We start from the raw sequence: 15,798 nt of genomic DNA, 5'->3' as shown, positions 1-15,798 counted from the left end.
ATTTCTCCTGTTCTATTCAATCAAAATAGTGGCAATCTCAGTTTGAAGTCTCTACCGTTCCTAACGGAGTGGTGGGCAAGAAAGCGTCAGCCTATCTAATTTCTTGAATTGGAGAATTTCTTAAATTATGATATACTCAACTTGCGAGGGTAGAGTGTTAAATTTAAGAAATTCGTTTCTTATTTTTGAAACTCTGCTTTTTTTGATTTACAAATTGACTTAATTCTAAATCGTAATCATATAGTTTTGTACGCCTAGCCCCCCTATTAGTAGTGGGGGCTTATTTTTTTTCGATTGAACCACCTCCTAAAATGATCATTTCAATGCACTTTTTAAATTGCTGGAAATACTGATAAATCAACGTTTCTATTCAATTTCCGATGAATGTCAGGGCGGTGTTACTTTACGCCCTCCTGCGAGCTTCGCTCGTTTCTGATCGTTTGTCCCTCGTGCTAGCGCTCTTGTCTCCGACATCGCGCGCTCGGGAACACGAGCAGATAGTATATTTTTAACATACCTAATAGATACTACAATGATAATATAGCATAATATTATTTTACCCGTCATTATTTTTTATTTACCTTTTTGACTCCCACTACTTTTAAAGGTAAAATATTTACAAACCATTTATAAGGAGGTTTCATTATGAACCCTGAGATTCAAACATTTGCAGAAAATCTCAAATTAATCCGCAAGGAACGAAAACTTTCTCAAACGCAATTAGCTGAAAAAATTGGTCTAACTAAACAAAGTATCATTAATTACGAAAAAGGAAATACTTTTCCTACTGGCAATCGTTTAGCCAAGCTTTTAGAAGCCTTAGAAATCACTCCTGAACAGTTACTGGGTACAGAAAATGTTCAGATGGAATCTGAGAAGGATTTGCTGGCAGCCGTGGAGAATGAAGCATTTTATCTTGCTGGATATGATATTACAATTGAATACTCTCTTGAAGATTTACACAGTTATTTATTAGATGTTCTTTCACATTTTTCAACCAGCCAGTTACATCAAGCTATTTTATATCTACATGAAAAAGAGATACTTGAAAAAACAACCGTTCATTCTAAAAAACTGGCTCAAAATATTGTTGACTCAACAGAAAGCAACCATCAGTCTGTTCCAGATATGGATATTATTCTTAACCATTTCGACGAGTAACACTATCCCATAAGTCAATAGACCACTTCGTTCTCCTTCGTCGCTATTGACTTACGGGATTAGGCATGTCCGTTTGTCAGTGCCCGAGGAACTCACAAAATAGCTATTACTTTGGCTAGTTCCTCGAGCTTTTTCAGCTTAACATGCCTACCGTTTGCTTTAGCAGTTAAATCTGTTCTTCTAAAATATTCTTTCTTCACCCTCAGAATCTAGCAAAATAGGCTGTAAGACCAAAACACTCAGACCTTTTTGCGTTGGCGCAACTCAACAAGCTGGCTCTCCATCTCTTGTATGGACTGGCTAAAATCCAGATAGAACAACGTGAATACTTGCGAATAAGCATAATAACGGCGGACAATCAGTTGCTTGTTCAATGGGCGGCTATCCCCTTCAAAGAATTTTTCTAACACGATTAGCACCTCTTCCCACGATTTCAAACGTTCCCACAAATCCACAATACTGTAAATATCTTGATGGCTGATTTCCTTAATCGGTTGTTTATTTTTTGTTGTGTTCATTTTCTTTTCCTCCAAGATTTTATTTTTTGATACACGAAAAAACGGTATCAGTGGTCGTTTTCTCACTAATACCGTTTCAATAGTCTACAACTTAACTGATTGTACTTCAAATAAACAGTCAAAAAGACTAGAAAAGTCTCTTGAATTTTTGTACAATAAATACAGTTAGCTTTTTGTTAGCTATTGGCAACTTGATTAGTGAGTGTATACCTTACTATCAAGGCTTTACTATTCGACGCCAATCGGATGGTAAAGTGCCTTTTTTATTTTATGAATTTTTACTCCATTCAAACCAAAATTCTTTTAATATCCCAAAGATTTTAATAATTCTAATCCCATTTCTCTACATTTTTCCCATTCCAAAGATTTTTTCACAGCTTCATCCGTCCATAAACTCTTATCCTTATTCATTTCTTCCAAAAATGAGTTTATTTTTTCCCCTAAATTTAACTGTTCTTCCGTTATCCAGCCGTTTTCAAATAAGATTTTCATTCTTTCAATATCAATATCGGAAAAATCAGAAGCTAATTCGTCCGATAAAACGGCATGTTTATATTTCTCCTTTTGAATTTTAAAACTACTAGAAAAAATCTGCAAATTTTTAATAAGTAAATCATGAATAGCTATTAAATCATCCACATTATTATAATTGTTCATTAAATATTTCCTCCCTAGTCAATTTCATATCTGCCGTCCATATAAATTCTAACTGTTGGTTTATTCGGTTGTGATATCTTATAATAAGGAACTTCTCCATGGTGACCATTTCCAGGGTGATACTGAATATATCTTGAACCTCCACTAGTTCCTTTGGGAGGATTCATACTAAATCCTCCGCCTTCTTCATAGGGAATACCTGCACTTCCACCTTTTTTCAGAGGCGTCACCGTCCATCCTTCTCTTTTTACAAAACCAGCAACATCTGCAGGGTTAACGTTAATTAAAGAGCTAGGATTCTCCATTAGTTCACTTATTGAACTCACGGGATTCTTCCACTGAACATTTCCAGCACCATATTTATCTTTAAAATAATTATTCCAATCTTTTCCAGATACAGGGTTCTCTGCGCCAAAATCTGTTTTAGGAGGATTAGCCCCACTAGCTTTCTCTGGGCTGAAATCTACCTTTAAGAATTTGTGTTAGAACATTGGTTTAACAATATTCTAACACATTTCCGCTAACTTACAGACTTCTGTTTCAGTTCGGGTAATTCATAGACGACTTTTTTCTTCATCATCACATAGATAATTCGAATGAGCTTTCGCATGATACAGATTAATGCCTGTATTTTGGTTTTTCCTTCTGATATTTTCTTCTCAAAGTACGCTCGATACACTGGATTTCTTGCTTCGCCCTTGTTCGTTAAGTAGATTTGTTGTATGGCTAAAAAGTATAGCGTAGAATATAGATTTCTATTCCCTTGAGACTTGTTCTGTACATCTTTACCTTTTCCCGCAGATCCAAAATGTAAGGGCGCTACTCCCGCATAATTTGCTAGTTTATGTGGACTGGAAAATCGATGGATATCGCCTATATGTGCGACTAAGGAACAGGCGGTAACGATATTTACACCTGGAATTGTTTCCAATTGATACCCTAATTGTCGATACATTTTCGTTTCGAGTTTCTCAATAGTTGAAATCTCTCTTAAAATAAAGCGAATTTGTTGGGCAATGCTTCGGACAAGACAATCTCTTTCTTGTTGATAATCTAAAGTTAGCTGTTGCTCTTGTGCGACTAAATCAAGAATTTTTCTCGCCCGATTAATTGAACAAGTGTTGTGACTTGGGATTCGCAAAAATGCTCCTAATTCTTCCTCTGATACTTGTGCTAAATACTTAGCTGATGGAAACCTTTCATAAAAAGCTAGTGAGGTCGCACAGGTTAATTCATGGAAAAACTGTTTATAGCTTGGATAAGCAACTTGTAGTTGTTCATGGAATTGTCGTGTCAGCCCACCTAAATTTTTGACTAGCGCATTTCTTCGGTTTACAATATGGCGCATTGTCCAATAATAATCTTGTGGTGTGGCATCTGGTAAAAGATGTGAACGTCTCATGAGAACAGCGCTAATACATTGTGCGTCCCAACTATCATTTTTCTTGGTACTGGCATAGCTCATTCGTTCCATAAAAGACAAGGAGGGATTGACTTCTTTTACTGGATAGCCTTTATCTAATAGAAAAATAGAGAGGTTTCTTCCGTAATGCGTGACATCTTCCAATCCAAAAATTGGAATCAGTTCGCCTTTTTGTTTCAATACATAATTTTCTAGCTTGTAAAATCCTTGTAAGGTGTTCGTAATGGTGATTTCACCTTGTTTTTCTTCTAAATAATTCAGTAATACAGCGGTATGCGTTTCTTTGTGTATGTCCATACCTACATACAAATATTTGGTTCTGTCCATAGTCCTCCAGTTCTATTCAATCAACGAGTGGCAATCTCGGTTTGAAGCCTCTACATACTCAAAGTTGCGAGCAGTGGGCAAGAAAGCGTCAGCCTATCCCATTTCTTGAATTGGAGAATTTCTTAAATTGTGGTATACTCAACTTGTCTACGGTAGAGTTTTGAATCTAAGAAATTCGTTTCTTATCTTTAAAATTCTGCTTTTTTTGTGTTGTCTTGAATCATTTTTACCAAGTCTATTCGATTAAGCATAGAGACATGGGCAACGAGTTTTTGACTAAAGGAACGACTAAATAGTGCTTGTGGTAAAAGCTGTTCAACGGATTGAAGATTGCCTAAAGCGTTGTGTTCCTCTAATAATTTGAAGCCCTTTAGAATGGCTAATACGCCACCAGTTTCTAACCAGTTTTGCGTATCACATAAAGTCGTGAGTTCATTGGTCGCTTTTAGTTTCAGTGGTTCAACACTTCCAATAAATCGTTCCCACGGGCGAAATAACTCACCTGTTTCAGTGTAGAAAGTCAAATTCTCTTTCAAAAATCCAAAAATCAGAGCGCCTAAAGGCTTTTGACTAAATGCTATCTGTCGACACATTTGTGTGGCGTATTCGTCTCTTAATTGAATTTCTGTCCGTTTCCAACTGTTTAAATTGTCCATTGGTAGCTTTTGTTTCAAGGCTTGTTCTTTGTCCTTATCATAGAAACGAAAGCGAACACGTGATTTTTTAGCCCCAATGTAGAGTGTTTTAGCACCATCATTTAGAGAGAACTTACTATCTGTGTAACTATACGTTTGGCTAATTGACTGATATAGTTCATTTTCACACTTTTTATATAGTTCTTTGATAGTGAAGAATGGTACTTTGTTTTTATCATCAATCGCAATATCTATTCGTGTCATACGAACAACAGAATCTGAATAGGAAAAGCAGCTTCTAAAAAAGGACTCCCATGTCTGATGATTTCTTTTCAAGTGTTTCTCAACTTGTCGACAGCCTTCCCCACTTAAGGTCAGATAACATTCTTGTTTATCGGGTTGTTGTTCGATACTGTAAAGAACAATTTGCCCAAATGTATAACGAGTATCATATTCTTTGTATTGCACACCTCTGTAGTCCTTTTCAAAGGCTTCAACTGGTAAATCAAGATAATTTTGTATCACTGTGAATGCGTCTGTTTCTTCAAAGATAATCGTTAACCAATCAATCAACACCGATAAATTCTTTCTACTTGTCTTCATTTTCTCACCCCCTTTCAAATTTGTTCCTTTTATGCAGTTTTCAAAGAGCTGTAAATACTGTTCTATCAGTATTTTTGTTCAAATTTTAGTAAATGTCAGGGCGGTGTTACTTTGCGCCCTTTCAACGAGCTTCGCTCGGTTTGGTCGTTGGCACTCATTGCTTGCGCTCCTGCCTTGATGGCGTCGCGCGCATGGCACCACGACCAAACGGAAAGTAAAATTATATTTTAACTTACGAATAAACTTTATCATAATTATATTTTAACAGTCAATAATAAATTAAAGTTTTTTTTGACTTTTTTTCTTCTTAAAGTTAAAATATAATAAAATCATCATGGAGGTGCTAACTTGAATCCTGAATTTCAAACCTTTGCAGAAAACTTTAAACTTCTCCGTAAAAAACGCGGTCTCACTCAATCTCAACTCGCTGAAAAAATTGGGTTAACCAAACAAAGCATTGTTAATTATGAAAAAGGAAATACTTTTCCAACTGGAAACCGTTTATCAAAAATTTCAGAAGTGTTAGAAACTCCCGTTGAACAATTAATTGGCAGAGAAAACATTCAATCTCGTTCAGAACTGGAATTGCTTAATTCAGTTCAATCAAAAGCTTCATTTTTGGCTCATTACGATATTATGACCGAGCATTTCACTGATGAAATTTTCAAATTTTTCATAGAACAAATTTCTACATTTTCTGAATCTGAATTGAAACAAGCGATTCTTTATCTTTATGATAAACGTATTCAAAAAGAAGTTGATTTTTATGCCAATGATTTAGCTGAAAATATTATCCGAACAACCGAAAATCAAAACAAATCGAATTTAGATATGGATATAGTTATCAATCCACCAACTAAATAACACTCTAATAAAAGTAAATGGTTCACTTCGTCGATTTCATCGCCATTGACTTTCATTAATAGGCATGCCCCTTTGTCAGTGCCCGAGGAACTCACAAAATAGCTATCACTTTGGCTAGTTCCTCGAGCTTTTTTAGCGTAACATGCCTACCGTTTGCTTTAACATTAAAATCTGTTCTTCTAAATTCTTCTTTATTCACCCTCAGAATCTAGCAAAATAGCATTCCGAAACCATCAGACCTTTTTCTTGCTTCGTAATTCTAGTAGTTGCTTCTCCATTTTTTTCATACTTTGACTAAAATCCAGATAAAAGACAGTAAAAATTTGTGAACACGCATAGTATTTCTTAGCGATTTGTTGCTTATTGACGGGTCTCTCTTTATCCTCAAAGAATTTTTCTAGCACAGGCAACACTTCTTGCCATGATTGTAGTTGTTCCCACACATCATAGACTTCATAAATATCTTGATGGCTAATTTCTTTGATTGGTTGCTTATTTTTTGTTTGAATCATTTTCTTCACTCCTTCAATTTTTGATACACGAAAAAACGGTATCAGTGGTTTGTTCCTCACTAATACCGTTTCAATAGTCTACAATTTAGCTGACTGTACACTTAATAAACATTCAAAAAGACTAGAAAAGTCCTCTGAATTTTTGTACAATAAATACAGCTAGCTTTTGTTAGCTATTGGCAACTTGATTAGTGAGTTCACGCTTACTAGTCAAGGCTTTACTATCCGACTCCAATCAGATAGTAGAGTGCCTTTTTTATTTTGATAACTATTAATTTAACTTCTCTTTTTCATCTTCCAACCATTTTTTATGGTCAGAAATAACTTTAGATAAGTGTTCCTCAGTATAAAATTCTTGTGGGGGTAATTCATTTTCCACACCTTGATATTGATAAGGCATATCGAAAGGGGATTTCAGATCAAGCCAGAATTCACTAATTTCTAACAAAGCATTTACATAGTCTTTATCTAAGATTTTCTTCAATAGATTATTGACTAAAATCCACCGCCATCTATAATAGGACATCAAATCTTTTTCATTAGAATCTTCAATTAAATCAAGAAGCTTATATATTTCGTTTTCGTCATATGGTGAAAATAGACTTCCAAGCTCCCACACATACGAATTTTCCTCATTTTCATTTTTAGATAGATAATCTAAGGTGTACCTCATTACAAATTCATCATCAAGTATACCCTGTAAATAAAATTCGTTTTCTGAATAACCAAATCTACCTATTTTAAGCTCATTCCAAGAAAAAGGAATATTATTTTTTTTAAATTCATCGATATAATTCATTATTTTATAGGCACTCCATTCAATTCTGGATTTCTGACAAACATTCTGTGCGTAACTTTTCCGTCTTGAATTATCCACTCAAAACGTCCCATAACACCATTTTGGCTTCCTTGAATTTGATATAATTTAGCATTACCTAAATCCGTGACTTCTGCTAAACCAGCATAATTATCAATAATATCAGAGAAACCATGTGCTTTTGGAACATTAGGAAATTCATCTATAATAATTTGAGTTTGTTTTGTAGGTGGTTTTCCTGTTAACAGGTCAATATCATAAACAGAACCTTTCCCTTTAACTGGTTTAATATCATCAACTTTCAGTCCGCTTCCAGATCTAGGAGCTTCTAAAACAGGATTGGTTATTTCCTCTACTACTTTTTGATTAGCCCCACTGGCTTTCTTATTTCCATTAAAATTCTTCGGTTGATTATACGCCAGTCTATAATCAGCATATGCAAATCCTAAAGTCATTAACGCTATGCCTAATTCAGTTTGTGTAAAAAACTCATAACCATCAAGCACGTAGATTGAGGCTATTCCTGTCCATTTTACAAACCAATTATAATCTTTCCCGGTTGTATAGTCATAACCATTTCTTGTTGCCTCATTAATTTTTTCGATCCAGTCATCATTTGAGATGAAATTGACGATATTGAAGTTTAAGTAAGGTGCTACTTTTTTTAAGTATCTGCTCATTTCCGGATTATAGACTCCGCGCCCATCTTGTTCCAATGACCAAAAAATTTGGGGATTGCCATCCATATCATATACAATTTTAGCATATATATCATACTCCAACAATTTTTCCATCATTTCTTTGCCGTCTGTACCTTGTCCAGAATCAAGTATATTGATTGTTTCCGGTACACCTGCATGTAAACAAGATAATTTTGAACGAACTGTTAAAGTTGCCTCTCCGCTAACTGTAGTTGCTTCTTCTAGATTTGTCCATTCATAAGGTTCACAATCGGGGACGCAATCTACCGCTTCCTCTTTTCCCTCTTTTTTCTTATCTGCTGTCTGCTTTAAACAAGTTCCAAAGTAAGGTGCTTCAATTTTTTTATTTCCCTTTGTTAAAAAGAGTTGTGATCCTATTTTTACTTCACCACCTGAAGCAGGAATAAAAGAGATATCTGTACCAAATTTACAGCTAGCTGGTGCATTTTCCACTACGAACTCTTTTTCGGCTCCCATGGATGCCGGTAGATTGATTCCACTTAATAATTCAGTTAAAGAAGGACTCTTTTTTTGTTGATTCAACGGTTTCGAACCAGGCAAAGAACTAAATAAATCCATCTTATCCCCCCTATCTTTTCAAATACTAAACCATTAATCTTGTTACAAGCCTTCCTGATTAAAATAATTATTTACTCTATTACTAATATTTTCTTCTAACAGATCTTCTATCCGAAGAATACCAAAAGCTTGAAGTCCTTCAAGTTTCTGTACAGGGATAATAGATTTCTCTACTTGAGTATTATAATTCTCTCTCTTTAAATTCTTTAAAAAAAATCGTTTGCTTATCATCACTAAAAAAATGCATTGATTTTTCAAAAATTCCTGATTTACTTGTGATGACATAACACTTTCATCAGTTAAATATTCTGAAAGTCGTATACTTAAGAAATGAGATAACATCATATTGCTATTACTTATTGAAGTATTGCTAAACTGATTTGGCTTCTCTTTACAACAATTTTGATAGTGGTAATTCACTCCGAATTCAGAAAGATCAATTTCATTTGACCGCATCAATCGAGTGTCTTTCTTTACATTAGATGCCATTACTTGATTATTTTTAATAAGTTGCGTTCTGGCATTCAAACTATCTTCAATAAAAATATTTTTTTCAGAGAAATTTCTTTTCACAGTTATTATCTTTGAGTCAAAATAACTGACCAGATGATTCATTTCTCTATATCCATTGCGATAAGTCACAATCTCAAAAATAATTTTATTCTGTGCCCAGGCAAATATATAAAAATTATCTTTAGTATAAATTTCAATTAATCTTCCAAAACAATCATATTGGAAAATTAATGGTTGTCTTTCCTCATCATGAACTATAGAAAGTAATCCTGAACCATAGAAGATTGGACAACTCATTTTCTTCTTTTGATTTATTATCAGCGGTTCGCTAATTTCAACATCAGTGATGCGTTCTCCTTTAGCACTTAATAAAGTATATTGATTCCAATCAGCTACACTCTCCAATTTTTGAATACTAAACTCTTTTTCTTCTGATAAAAAAACATCAATTTTCTTCTCTAAAAAATTTTCTGTATACACTTCTCTAATTTGATTTCCTAATTTTACTGATTCCAATTGATTATTCTCAGTATATTCATAAGAAAGCGGAAACTTGATTAGCTTGAAATCTTCCAATGATGTTGTTTCACTCGTTATTCTACCTTGGTGATCATAACTAAATCTTGTACTACTGGATAAGTTGGATGCTTCCGTAATATTATTAAAATCATCATAATTGTAAGCTTCCCAAGTTCCATCACTATAAATAATTTTTATTATATTCCCATTTTTATCATATTTGGGAGCTACCCAATCATTATTGGAAAAAGTAATTTTCTTCACTCTTTCCTGATAGTTATATTCAAATTTTTTAGTTGGGGTATCTTTCCATACTTCTTCTATGATTTGGCCAGCCTTATTACGTTTCAACTTCAAAATACTTTGATTTCTTTTTTTTGCTTTCAACAATCTTCCATTAAAGTCATAAGAAAAACTATAGTTTATTTTTCTGCAATTGATAGTACTAACTTTTCCAGTTTTATCATATCTGAGTTCAACAATTTCTCCCGATTTGATTTTTAACTGTGTGATATGATCCATTTTGTCGTACTTATACATTCGAATCAAATCATCATTTTGATTTATAGTAATCAAGCGGTTCTTCTCATCATAGTTATAGTAAAAAATATCTCTATTTGTTCCTTTAATCCTAATCAATTTGCTTATATAGCCGAAGTTATTATACGTCATTATCTTTTTACAAGCATCAAGTATTTCTATAAATATTTGACCATATTTGTTATACTCAATTATTTGAGTATTTTTCTCATCAGAGTATTGGCGACTGCCATATTTATCATAACTATATTTCTCTTTCCTACCGTCACTACTTTCTTTTTCTACTAACCATCCCAATTCGTTATATGAATAAGAGATTATTTTTCCATCAACCATCTGTTCACGAATAAGCTGCTGTTTTTCATCATAACAATAGCGTTTGTAACCTCCAGTCGGAAGGGAAATTTCTTTCACTAGTCCGTGTCGGTTATACTGGTATTTTGTTTGTCCACCATAATAATCGGTTACAAGATTATAGCCTAGATTTTCATGATACTCAATCCAGCCTTCCTTAATATGACCATCTCCCCATGTATGGATAACTCTCCCAAACTGATCATATCTCCAATGAAAACTGGTTAGATTTTTATCCTGACGTTTCGTCATTAAATGATTCTCATTATAGGTAAAACGAATTTGTTCTCCCTCAACATCAGATACACTTAGCAGATTTCCGTCATCAGAATACTCATACTCGGCAAGCTTTTTGCCTTTGTATAAGAGTGACTGAATGAATCCCTGATTATTGAACTGGACAGAAAATTCTTGCTGATTAGAATCAATAATTGCTTCCAGCTGCCCTGTTTCGTTATAAAAAAGTTCCAACTTGAATCCTAAAAAATTTTTGACTTCTTTCAGCTGATAATAATCACCACTAATTTTGCTTTGAATGAACGTTAGTTCTTGTTTGAGCTTGTAATCTGTTAGGATATAGGCTCCTTTGACCGCCTTCAATTTCACTCTCCGAAACAACGCATGGTAAACTTGATCACCAAGCAACCAGGGAAATTCAATCTGTTTTCCTTCTTGGTCAATATGATATATGACACCTTCTTCAGCATCGATCTCCAAATGCTCATCATAAATAAAGCTAATCCGATTGCCTAGTGAACCCGTTCTATTATTTACACTTTCCCACAACCAGCTCCAACATAAAGGAATCTGCCCCTTTGTTTCAAAATCTATATGTCGATAATTGTAAGCACCACTAATCACATCAACCGGATCAAAATCAAAATGCCGATAGTGACTGTCCAGTAAATCCGTTCTTACTCTTTTAGAAGAAATCATATTCTCTTTTTCCGTTATCCTTTTTGGCTTTTTCTGTGAAGAAAATAAATGCATTCCTTTATTTTTCATCTAACTTCCTCTCTTCCTGATTTATTTATGGAAGAATTAGTTCTTACTCTCCTTAACTTGTTATGACATTACTGTGACTTTCTCTCCTGTAAACCCATTCAAATGTCTGCGCAGCAAGCTTTCCATAACATCCAGACTAACAATCCAGTTTTCTTCCTGCAGTCCTTTAACAGAAAAGAATTTTTCATTTTGTATCATTTTTTCTGAAAGAATTATTTTTTCGTTTTTTTGATTGCCCTCATTTATCCTATCTGGATACAGACAATCAATCACTTTAGGTTTCAGCGCCCAATAAGTGAGTATTTGGTCTGTTTTTCCATCTGAAAGGGACACAAATTTTTTAGGAAGAAAATCAACATATATCCCAATTGTATTCACAAATAAATCAGACACAATCGGAAAAGGTTTCGAAAAATAATCAGTAATCACTTCCGAATTCAATGATTCCACAGTCACACGAATTCCTTCCTGAAATTCAATATCCCTATAGCTTTCCGGTAAATAATTAAAGGTAAGAATATCTGTCTGTATTTCCTTTGGCTTTAACTGATAAAAAATCATCCGCTCACCCACCTGATTTCCTCTTGCTGCTGATCGGTCAGCACCAAATTTGTACGCTCATACTCAAAAAAACGGGCTCCCGTCATTTTTGCTCCCTCAAAAACTGCACCATTCATCTTTGCTCCTCGAAAATCAGCATTCGTTAAATTCGCATGGGAAAAATCGACTCCAAAATAACAGGGAATCGCTTCAATCGTACTTGCAACAGAGCCTCTGGCAAATTGAAAATCAGCATTCTGACATTCTGCATAACGAAATGATGTATCCTGAATGCGACTGTGCCGGAAATCAGCTCCATTTAACGTTGAATAGTTAAACTGGCTGCCTACCAGTAATGCCTCAGTCAATTTTGTTTCTCTAAAATCACAGGAATGATAGTCTCCCCATGTCAAATTCAAATTGCTGAAATCTTGGTTTTTAAATGAACTATTTTTCAACACCTTATTTGCTTCAAAGTCCAGCTGACTAACATCAAGCAGATAGTCTAATTCCTTCTGTGCTATGACATCTTCATTTTTCTCATAAATCCGTTCGCAGGCATCTTTGTATTCACCAGCATAAATCAGCAGCCTTTTATTTATACTCATTAAAGAAAGCAGTTTTTCTCCATTTTTCCTGAAAAGCCAGCGAAGTAAGGCAATAAAATATTGCTGGAACACCTCATAATAACTGTTCAAATAGTAATCTTCCTGTCCCAGCAAACCGGGATTTTTTTGTTCTTCAAGTCCAATCCTCAGCTGCTCCTTAAACTGATACAAATACGGAGAAAGCCAGTCAAATTTGATAATCTGACTGAATTGTTTTGTGCTGAAATACCAGTTTTCTCCATAGCTGTGTACTTCATAGTTCAGTGCTTCCTCAAATAAATATTCTCCCCGAAGCCATGAAAAAACTAAAAACGATGTAGCAGAAACTTCTTGATTTCTCTGTTTTTCATGTAACTCCATAAAAATAGGAATCAGATCCTTTTCAAACTCCTTGATTAGCTGATCCTTTTCACTACGAAACTCCTGATCCAGTTGATGAATTAGGCGAATAACCAGAGGTTCTACATATTCTCGTTGAAATTGCTTTATTGTTTCTGTAACAATCATCTGAGTTCTCCTAATTCATTTTTATTTCACTGCCGTTCAAAGCAATCTTGTCATTAACAGAAATAGTATTCCCGTGAGAACTGATATTGACACTGTCAGAAGCATCCATTACCACATTCTGACCTTTTAACGATAAAGCGCCTTCAGCGGTAACACTCACACTACCCTTGCTCGTGATATTGATTCCAGAGCTATCATTTAAGATGATCTCCACGCCATTTCCAACAATCGTAATTTTATCAGGCTCCAACGTAATGGTTTTTCCAAATTTATTTCGTAGTGTCTTTATATTCGGATCAAGAGCATTTGAAGAATCATCTTCAGTACGAACCGTTGACATTGCTACGGCGTCTTTTTCATCTTTTGTCGGATAGTATAAACGAACCAGTTCACCAATTTCAGGCATCATATACCAGCCGACATTATCATCAGAAGTATAATTCGTTGAATATGGAAACCAATAAGCAGGCTTTCCTTCCCCATTATCAATTTGCAGGCTCAATAAAACTTTATCCTGATCCACCGAAGCAACAGTGCCATTGATTGAACTACCAGTCAGTTGTTCATTATATGCCTTTTCTATCATAATGCCTTGAACCTGTGTCAACAGATACTTGTTTTTTAATGCGCCACGCTCCAGATAACGCTCCAGATCAGCGATATACCATTCCTGATCAAGAAATTTCACTTTGTCTCCCAAAATGAACAGCTGATTTGTCTGCACCTGATAACGTAGAAAGGCCTGTTCTGATGCGGTAACTTCCTGGTTTTCCTGAATTTGCCGAAATCCTGCCAGATCTTTTTCAATTTGAAACTCCACGGTATGGATTTCCCCTGCAACAGATGTATCCGGCATTCCAAAGTAGAATCTTGGATTGCTGTATTGATCCACAGTAATCAACTGACGGTTAAAATGTGAAGCTAGCCGCTTGATAAAGGACCAGTCTGTCTCTTCAAATTGTATTAAAAACTGCCCTGTTATCTGACCATTTGTAATAGTATCTAGAAAAGCCCCATTTTCATATTGACTGACAATCTGATTTACCACTTGCTCATAGCTCTGATTTTTATACTGAAAAGAACGACTCTTTTTCTTAATATCCATTAGATATGTGTAGGAAAAGCTTATCCCATGAATATAATAAACATTTCCTTCATTCACTATTTCAATAGAACTGGCAAGACCTTCATAAAATGAGAAACTCTTCCCAGATTCATTTCTTTTTGAAATACTGATAGGCACTTTTATATCATGCAGCTGTAGAATTCGATCCGCTTCTTCTTTTGAAACAATCCCTTTAAATTCCGCTTGAGAGTGTTCTCCCTGACTCTGAATAATAGTCAGTTCAAGTATAGAAATAAATTGAAATGGACTTATCTGAATATTTTCACTTCTAATCTGTTCCCCCTCAGTCGTTACTCGATAATAGCTCATTTCCTTTTCAATCATCTGACGCATCTGCGGAATATACGTTTCTTCTTCTTTTACCTGGAGGTTTGCCTTCTTTTCACTTGCAGGTATTTTCTGTATTTCCTCTACTAATGGGACCGAAAAACTTGGTGTCAGAGACGGTTTTGTTGCCGGATTAAACGCCTGATATATTTTCTTTTCTGCTGGATTCTCAGATTCTCTGCTTAATGCCTCACCTTTCACTTGTAGTGGTTCTACGCTTAGAAGTTCATTGTTTATCTTTGATCCTTTACTGAGCTCCTCTAATGTACTTCCAAGACTTGAAGGTGTCTTCCAAACCTTTAAATTTTCTTTTTCATCACTCACTTGTTTCAACTCCCTCACTAGTATATTCAACTGTTAATAACATGGCTTTGCAAAATTGTCGCCAGTTCAAACCATTAGCGATAGGGCTGGAAAATGAAAATAGCCCCATTTCATTTTTCACAAGTACAATACCAAAGAAAAGATACAGCTTACCATCCAGACTGGAAATTTCTGCATCAAAATAGCAATAGCCTAATTCAGCCAGTTCTCCGCTATCTTCACTTAATATATCCATATCTGGATGTATCTTTCTTAAATTGCTTATCACACCATTGGCAAATTGTAAAAATTGTTCATCATCAATTTTTTCTTCTAATTTAGTAAAGTTAATGGAATATAATGTTGTTTCATCAGAAAAGATATAGTCCGCTCGCTGTGTAAAAGGATACTTCCTTTCAATATCCTCTAAAGCCATCAACTCAAATTCTTCCGGAATAAATATGGTGAATATATCTAAGAGCAATTTCTTAAATGGATACGCTTCACCCTGAAGCTCTACCCAGCCTTGCTGTTTTATTTCTTTCGCCACTTCTTTGCCGTCAAACTGCGTGATCCATTCATCTTCTTTCATTCGCTCGATCATTATTTTTTCCATTTTTGCTGCTTCACGATCCAGTTCATCCATCTTTTCACCTTCT

At 34.9% G+C, this 15,798-nt stretch carries 15 protein-coding genes; 2 read left to right on the top strand and 13 right to left on the bottom strand.

Going from position 1 to position 15,798, the window contains the following annotated elements:
* Positions 1–645 precede the first annotated feature (645 nt).
* Positions 646–1,161 (top strand): helix-turn-helix domain-containing protein, encoded by a 516-nt coding sequence (locus LI954_RS04570; protein WP_229443812.1) that lies wholly within the window; start codon positions 646–648, stop codon positions 1,159–1,161.
* 239 nt (positions 1,162–1,400) lie between these two features.
* Here the strand turns inward: LI954_RS04570 and LI954_RS04565 are convergent, their stop codons facing one another.
* The 5 genes from LI954_RS04565 to LI954_RS04545 form a co-directional block, all read right to left on the bottom strand.
* Positions 1,401–1,679 (bottom strand): hypothetical protein, encoded by a 279-nt coding sequence (locus LI954_RS04565; protein ID WP_229443811.1) that lies wholly within the window; start codon positions 1,677–1,679, stop codon positions 1,401–1,403.
* Positions 1,680–1,982: 303 nt separating this feature from the next.
* On the bottom strand, positions 1,983–2,336 hold the full coding sequence (locus tag LI954_RS04560; RefSeq protein ID WP_229443810.1) for a hypothetical protein: 354 nt from the start codon (positions 2,334–2,336) through the stop codon (positions 1,983–1,985).
* 14 nt (positions 2,337–2,350) lie between these two features.
* Positions 2,351–2,662, bottom strand: coding sequence for a hypothetical protein (locus LI954_RS04555; protein ID WP_229443809.1), 312 nt, complete (start codon positions 2,660–2,662; stop codon positions 2,351–2,353).
* Positions 2,663–2,856: 194 nt separating this feature from the next.
* Positions 2,857–4,086, bottom strand: a complete 1,230-nt coding sequence (locus LI954_RS04550; protein WP_229443808.1) for an IS110 family transposase — start codon at positions 4,084–4,086, stop codon at positions 2,857–2,859.
* A gap of 188 nt (positions 4,087–4,274) precedes the next feature.
* Positions 4,275–5,324 (bottom strand): replication initiation factor domain-containing protein, encoded by a 1,050-nt coding sequence (locus tag LI954_RS04545; protein WP_229443807.1) that lies wholly within the window; start codon positions 5,322–5,324, stop codon positions 4,275–4,277.
* A 348-nt stretch (positions 5,325–5,672) separates the two neighbouring features.
* Here LI954_RS04545 and LI954_RS04540 point away from each other — a divergent pair, with 348 nt between their 5' ends.
* The gene (locus tag LI954_RS04540) at positions 5,673–6,188 is read left to right on the top strand and encodes a helix-turn-helix domain-containing protein (protein ID WP_229443806.1); all 516 of its coding nucleotides are present in this window, start codon (positions 5,673–5,675) and stop codon (positions 6,186–6,188) included.
* Between the two features lie 233 nt (positions 6,189–6,421).
* Here the strand turns inward: LI954_RS04540 and LI954_RS04535 are convergent, their stop codons facing one another.
* The 8 genes from LI954_RS04535 to LI954_RS04500 all read right to left on the bottom strand — a co-directional run bounded on the left by LI954_RS04535 (position 6,422) and on the right by LI954_RS04500 (position 15,785).
* Positions 6,422–6,700, bottom strand: a complete 279-nt coding sequence (locus LI954_RS04535; protein ID WP_229443805.1) for a hypothetical protein — start codon at positions 6,698–6,700, stop codon at positions 6,422–6,424.
* 271 nt (positions 6,701–6,971) lie between these two features.
* A complete protein-coding gene (locus LI954_RS04530) occupies positions 6,972–7,499 on the bottom strand; it encodes a DUF2247 family protein (protein WP_229443804.1) in 528 nt (175 codons plus the stop codon).
* Entirely contained in the window at positions 7,499–8,797 is a 1,299-nt protein-coding gene (locus LI954_RS04525) for a PAAR-like protein (RefSeq protein WP_229443803.1), read from the bottom strand. Before LI954_RS04525 ends, LI954_RS04530 begins: the two co-directional genes overlap by 1 nt.
* A gap of 42 nt (positions 8,798–8,839) precedes the next feature.
* Positions 8,840–11,728: a DUF6531 domain-containing protein gene (locus LI954_RS04520; RefSeq protein WP_229443802.1), complete on the bottom strand. Its 2,889-nt coding sequence runs from the start codon at positions 11,726–11,728 to the stop codon at positions 8,840–8,842.
* Positions 11,729–11,788: 60 nt separating this feature from the next.
* Entirely contained in the window at positions 11,789–12,289 is a 501-nt protein-coding gene (locus tag LI954_RS04515; RefSeq protein WP_229443801.1) for a hypothetical protein, read from the bottom strand.
* Complete coding sequence (locus LI954_RS04510) at positions 12,286–13,383, bottom strand: pentapeptide repeat-containing protein (RefSeq protein ID WP_229443800.1); 1,098 nt, start codon at positions 13,381–13,383, stop codon at positions 12,286–12,288. Before LI954_RS04510 ends, LI954_RS04515 begins: the two co-directional genes overlap by 4 nt.
* Before the next feature lie 10 nt (positions 13,384–13,393).
* Positions 13,394–15,160 carry a phage late control D family protein gene (locus tag LI954_RS04505; RefSeq protein ID WP_229443799.1) on the bottom strand — a complete coding sequence of 589 codons (1,767 nt, stop codon included), beginning with the start codon at positions 15,158–15,160 and terminating at the stop codon, positions 13,394–13,396.
* On the bottom strand, positions 15,153–15,785 hold the full coding sequence (locus LI954_RS04500; protein WP_202067758.1) for a hypothetical protein: 633 nt from the start codon (positions 15,783–15,785) through the stop codon (positions 15,153–15,155). Before LI954_RS04500 ends, LI954_RS04505 begins: the two co-directional genes overlap by 8 nt.
* Positions 15,786–15,798 lie beyond the last annotated feature (13 nt).

Origin of the sequence: Enterococcus sp. CWB-B31 (assembly GCF_020567645.1) — a bacterium.
Lineage (GTDB): Bacteria > Bacillota > Bacilli > Lactobacillales > Enterococcaceae > Enterococcus_L.
The sequence above is the reverse complement of the archived record's forward strand: the minus strand, read 5'-3'. Positions and strand labels throughout refer to the sequence as shown.

What these genes read in the sequence shown, in the direction of transcription:
- LI954_RS04570 (WP_229443812.1), top strand. Translation starts at nt 646, where the DNA reads ATGAACCCTGAGATTCAAACATTTGCAGAAAATCTCAAATTAATCCGC.
- LI954_RS04565 (WP_229443811.1), bottom strand. Translation starts at nt 1,679, where the DNA reads ATGAACACAACAAAAAATAAACAACCGATTAAGGAAATCAGCCATCAA.
- LI954_RS04560 (WP_229443810.1), bottom strand. Translation starts at nt 2,336, where the DNA reads ATGAACAATTATAATAATGTGGATGATTTAATAGCTATTCATGATTTA.
- LI954_RS04550 (WP_229443808.1), bottom strand. Translation starts at nt 4,086, where the DNA reads ATGGACAGAACCAAATATTTGTATGTAGGTATGGACATACACAAAGAA.
- LI954_RS04545 (WP_229443807.1), bottom strand. Translation starts at nt 5,324, where the DNA reads ATGAAGACAAGTAGAAAGAATTTATCGGTGTTGATTGATTGGTTAACG.
- LI954_RS04535 (WP_229443805.1), bottom strand. Translation starts at nt 6,700, where the DNA reads ATGATTCAAACAAAAAATAAGCAACCAATCAAAGAAATTAGCCATCAA.
- LI954_RS04530 (WP_229443804.1), bottom strand. Translation starts at nt 7,499, where the DNA reads ATGAATTATATCGATGAATTTAAAAAAAATAATATTCCTTTTTCTTGG.
- LI954_RS04525 (WP_229443803.1), bottom strand. Translation starts at nt 8,797, where the DNA reads ATGGATTTATTTAGTTCTTTGCCTGGTTCGAAACCGTTGAATCAACAA.
- LI954_RS04520 (WP_229443802.1), bottom strand. Translation starts at nt 11,728, where the DNA reads ATGAAAAATAAAGGAATGCATTTATTTTCTTCACAGAAAAAGCCAAAA.
- LI954_RS04515 (WP_229443801.1), bottom strand. Translation starts at nt 12,289, where the DNA reads ATGATTTTTTATCAGTTAAAGCCAAAGGAAATACAGACAGATATTCTT.
- LI954_RS04510 (WP_229443800.1), bottom strand. Translation starts at nt 13,383, where the DNA reads ATGATTGTTACAGAAACAATAAAGCAATTTCAACGAGAATATGTAGAA.
- LI954_RS04500 (WP_202067758.1), bottom strand. Translation starts at nt 15,785, where the DNA reads ATGGATGAACTGGATCGTGAAGCAGCAAAAATGGAAAAAATAATGATC.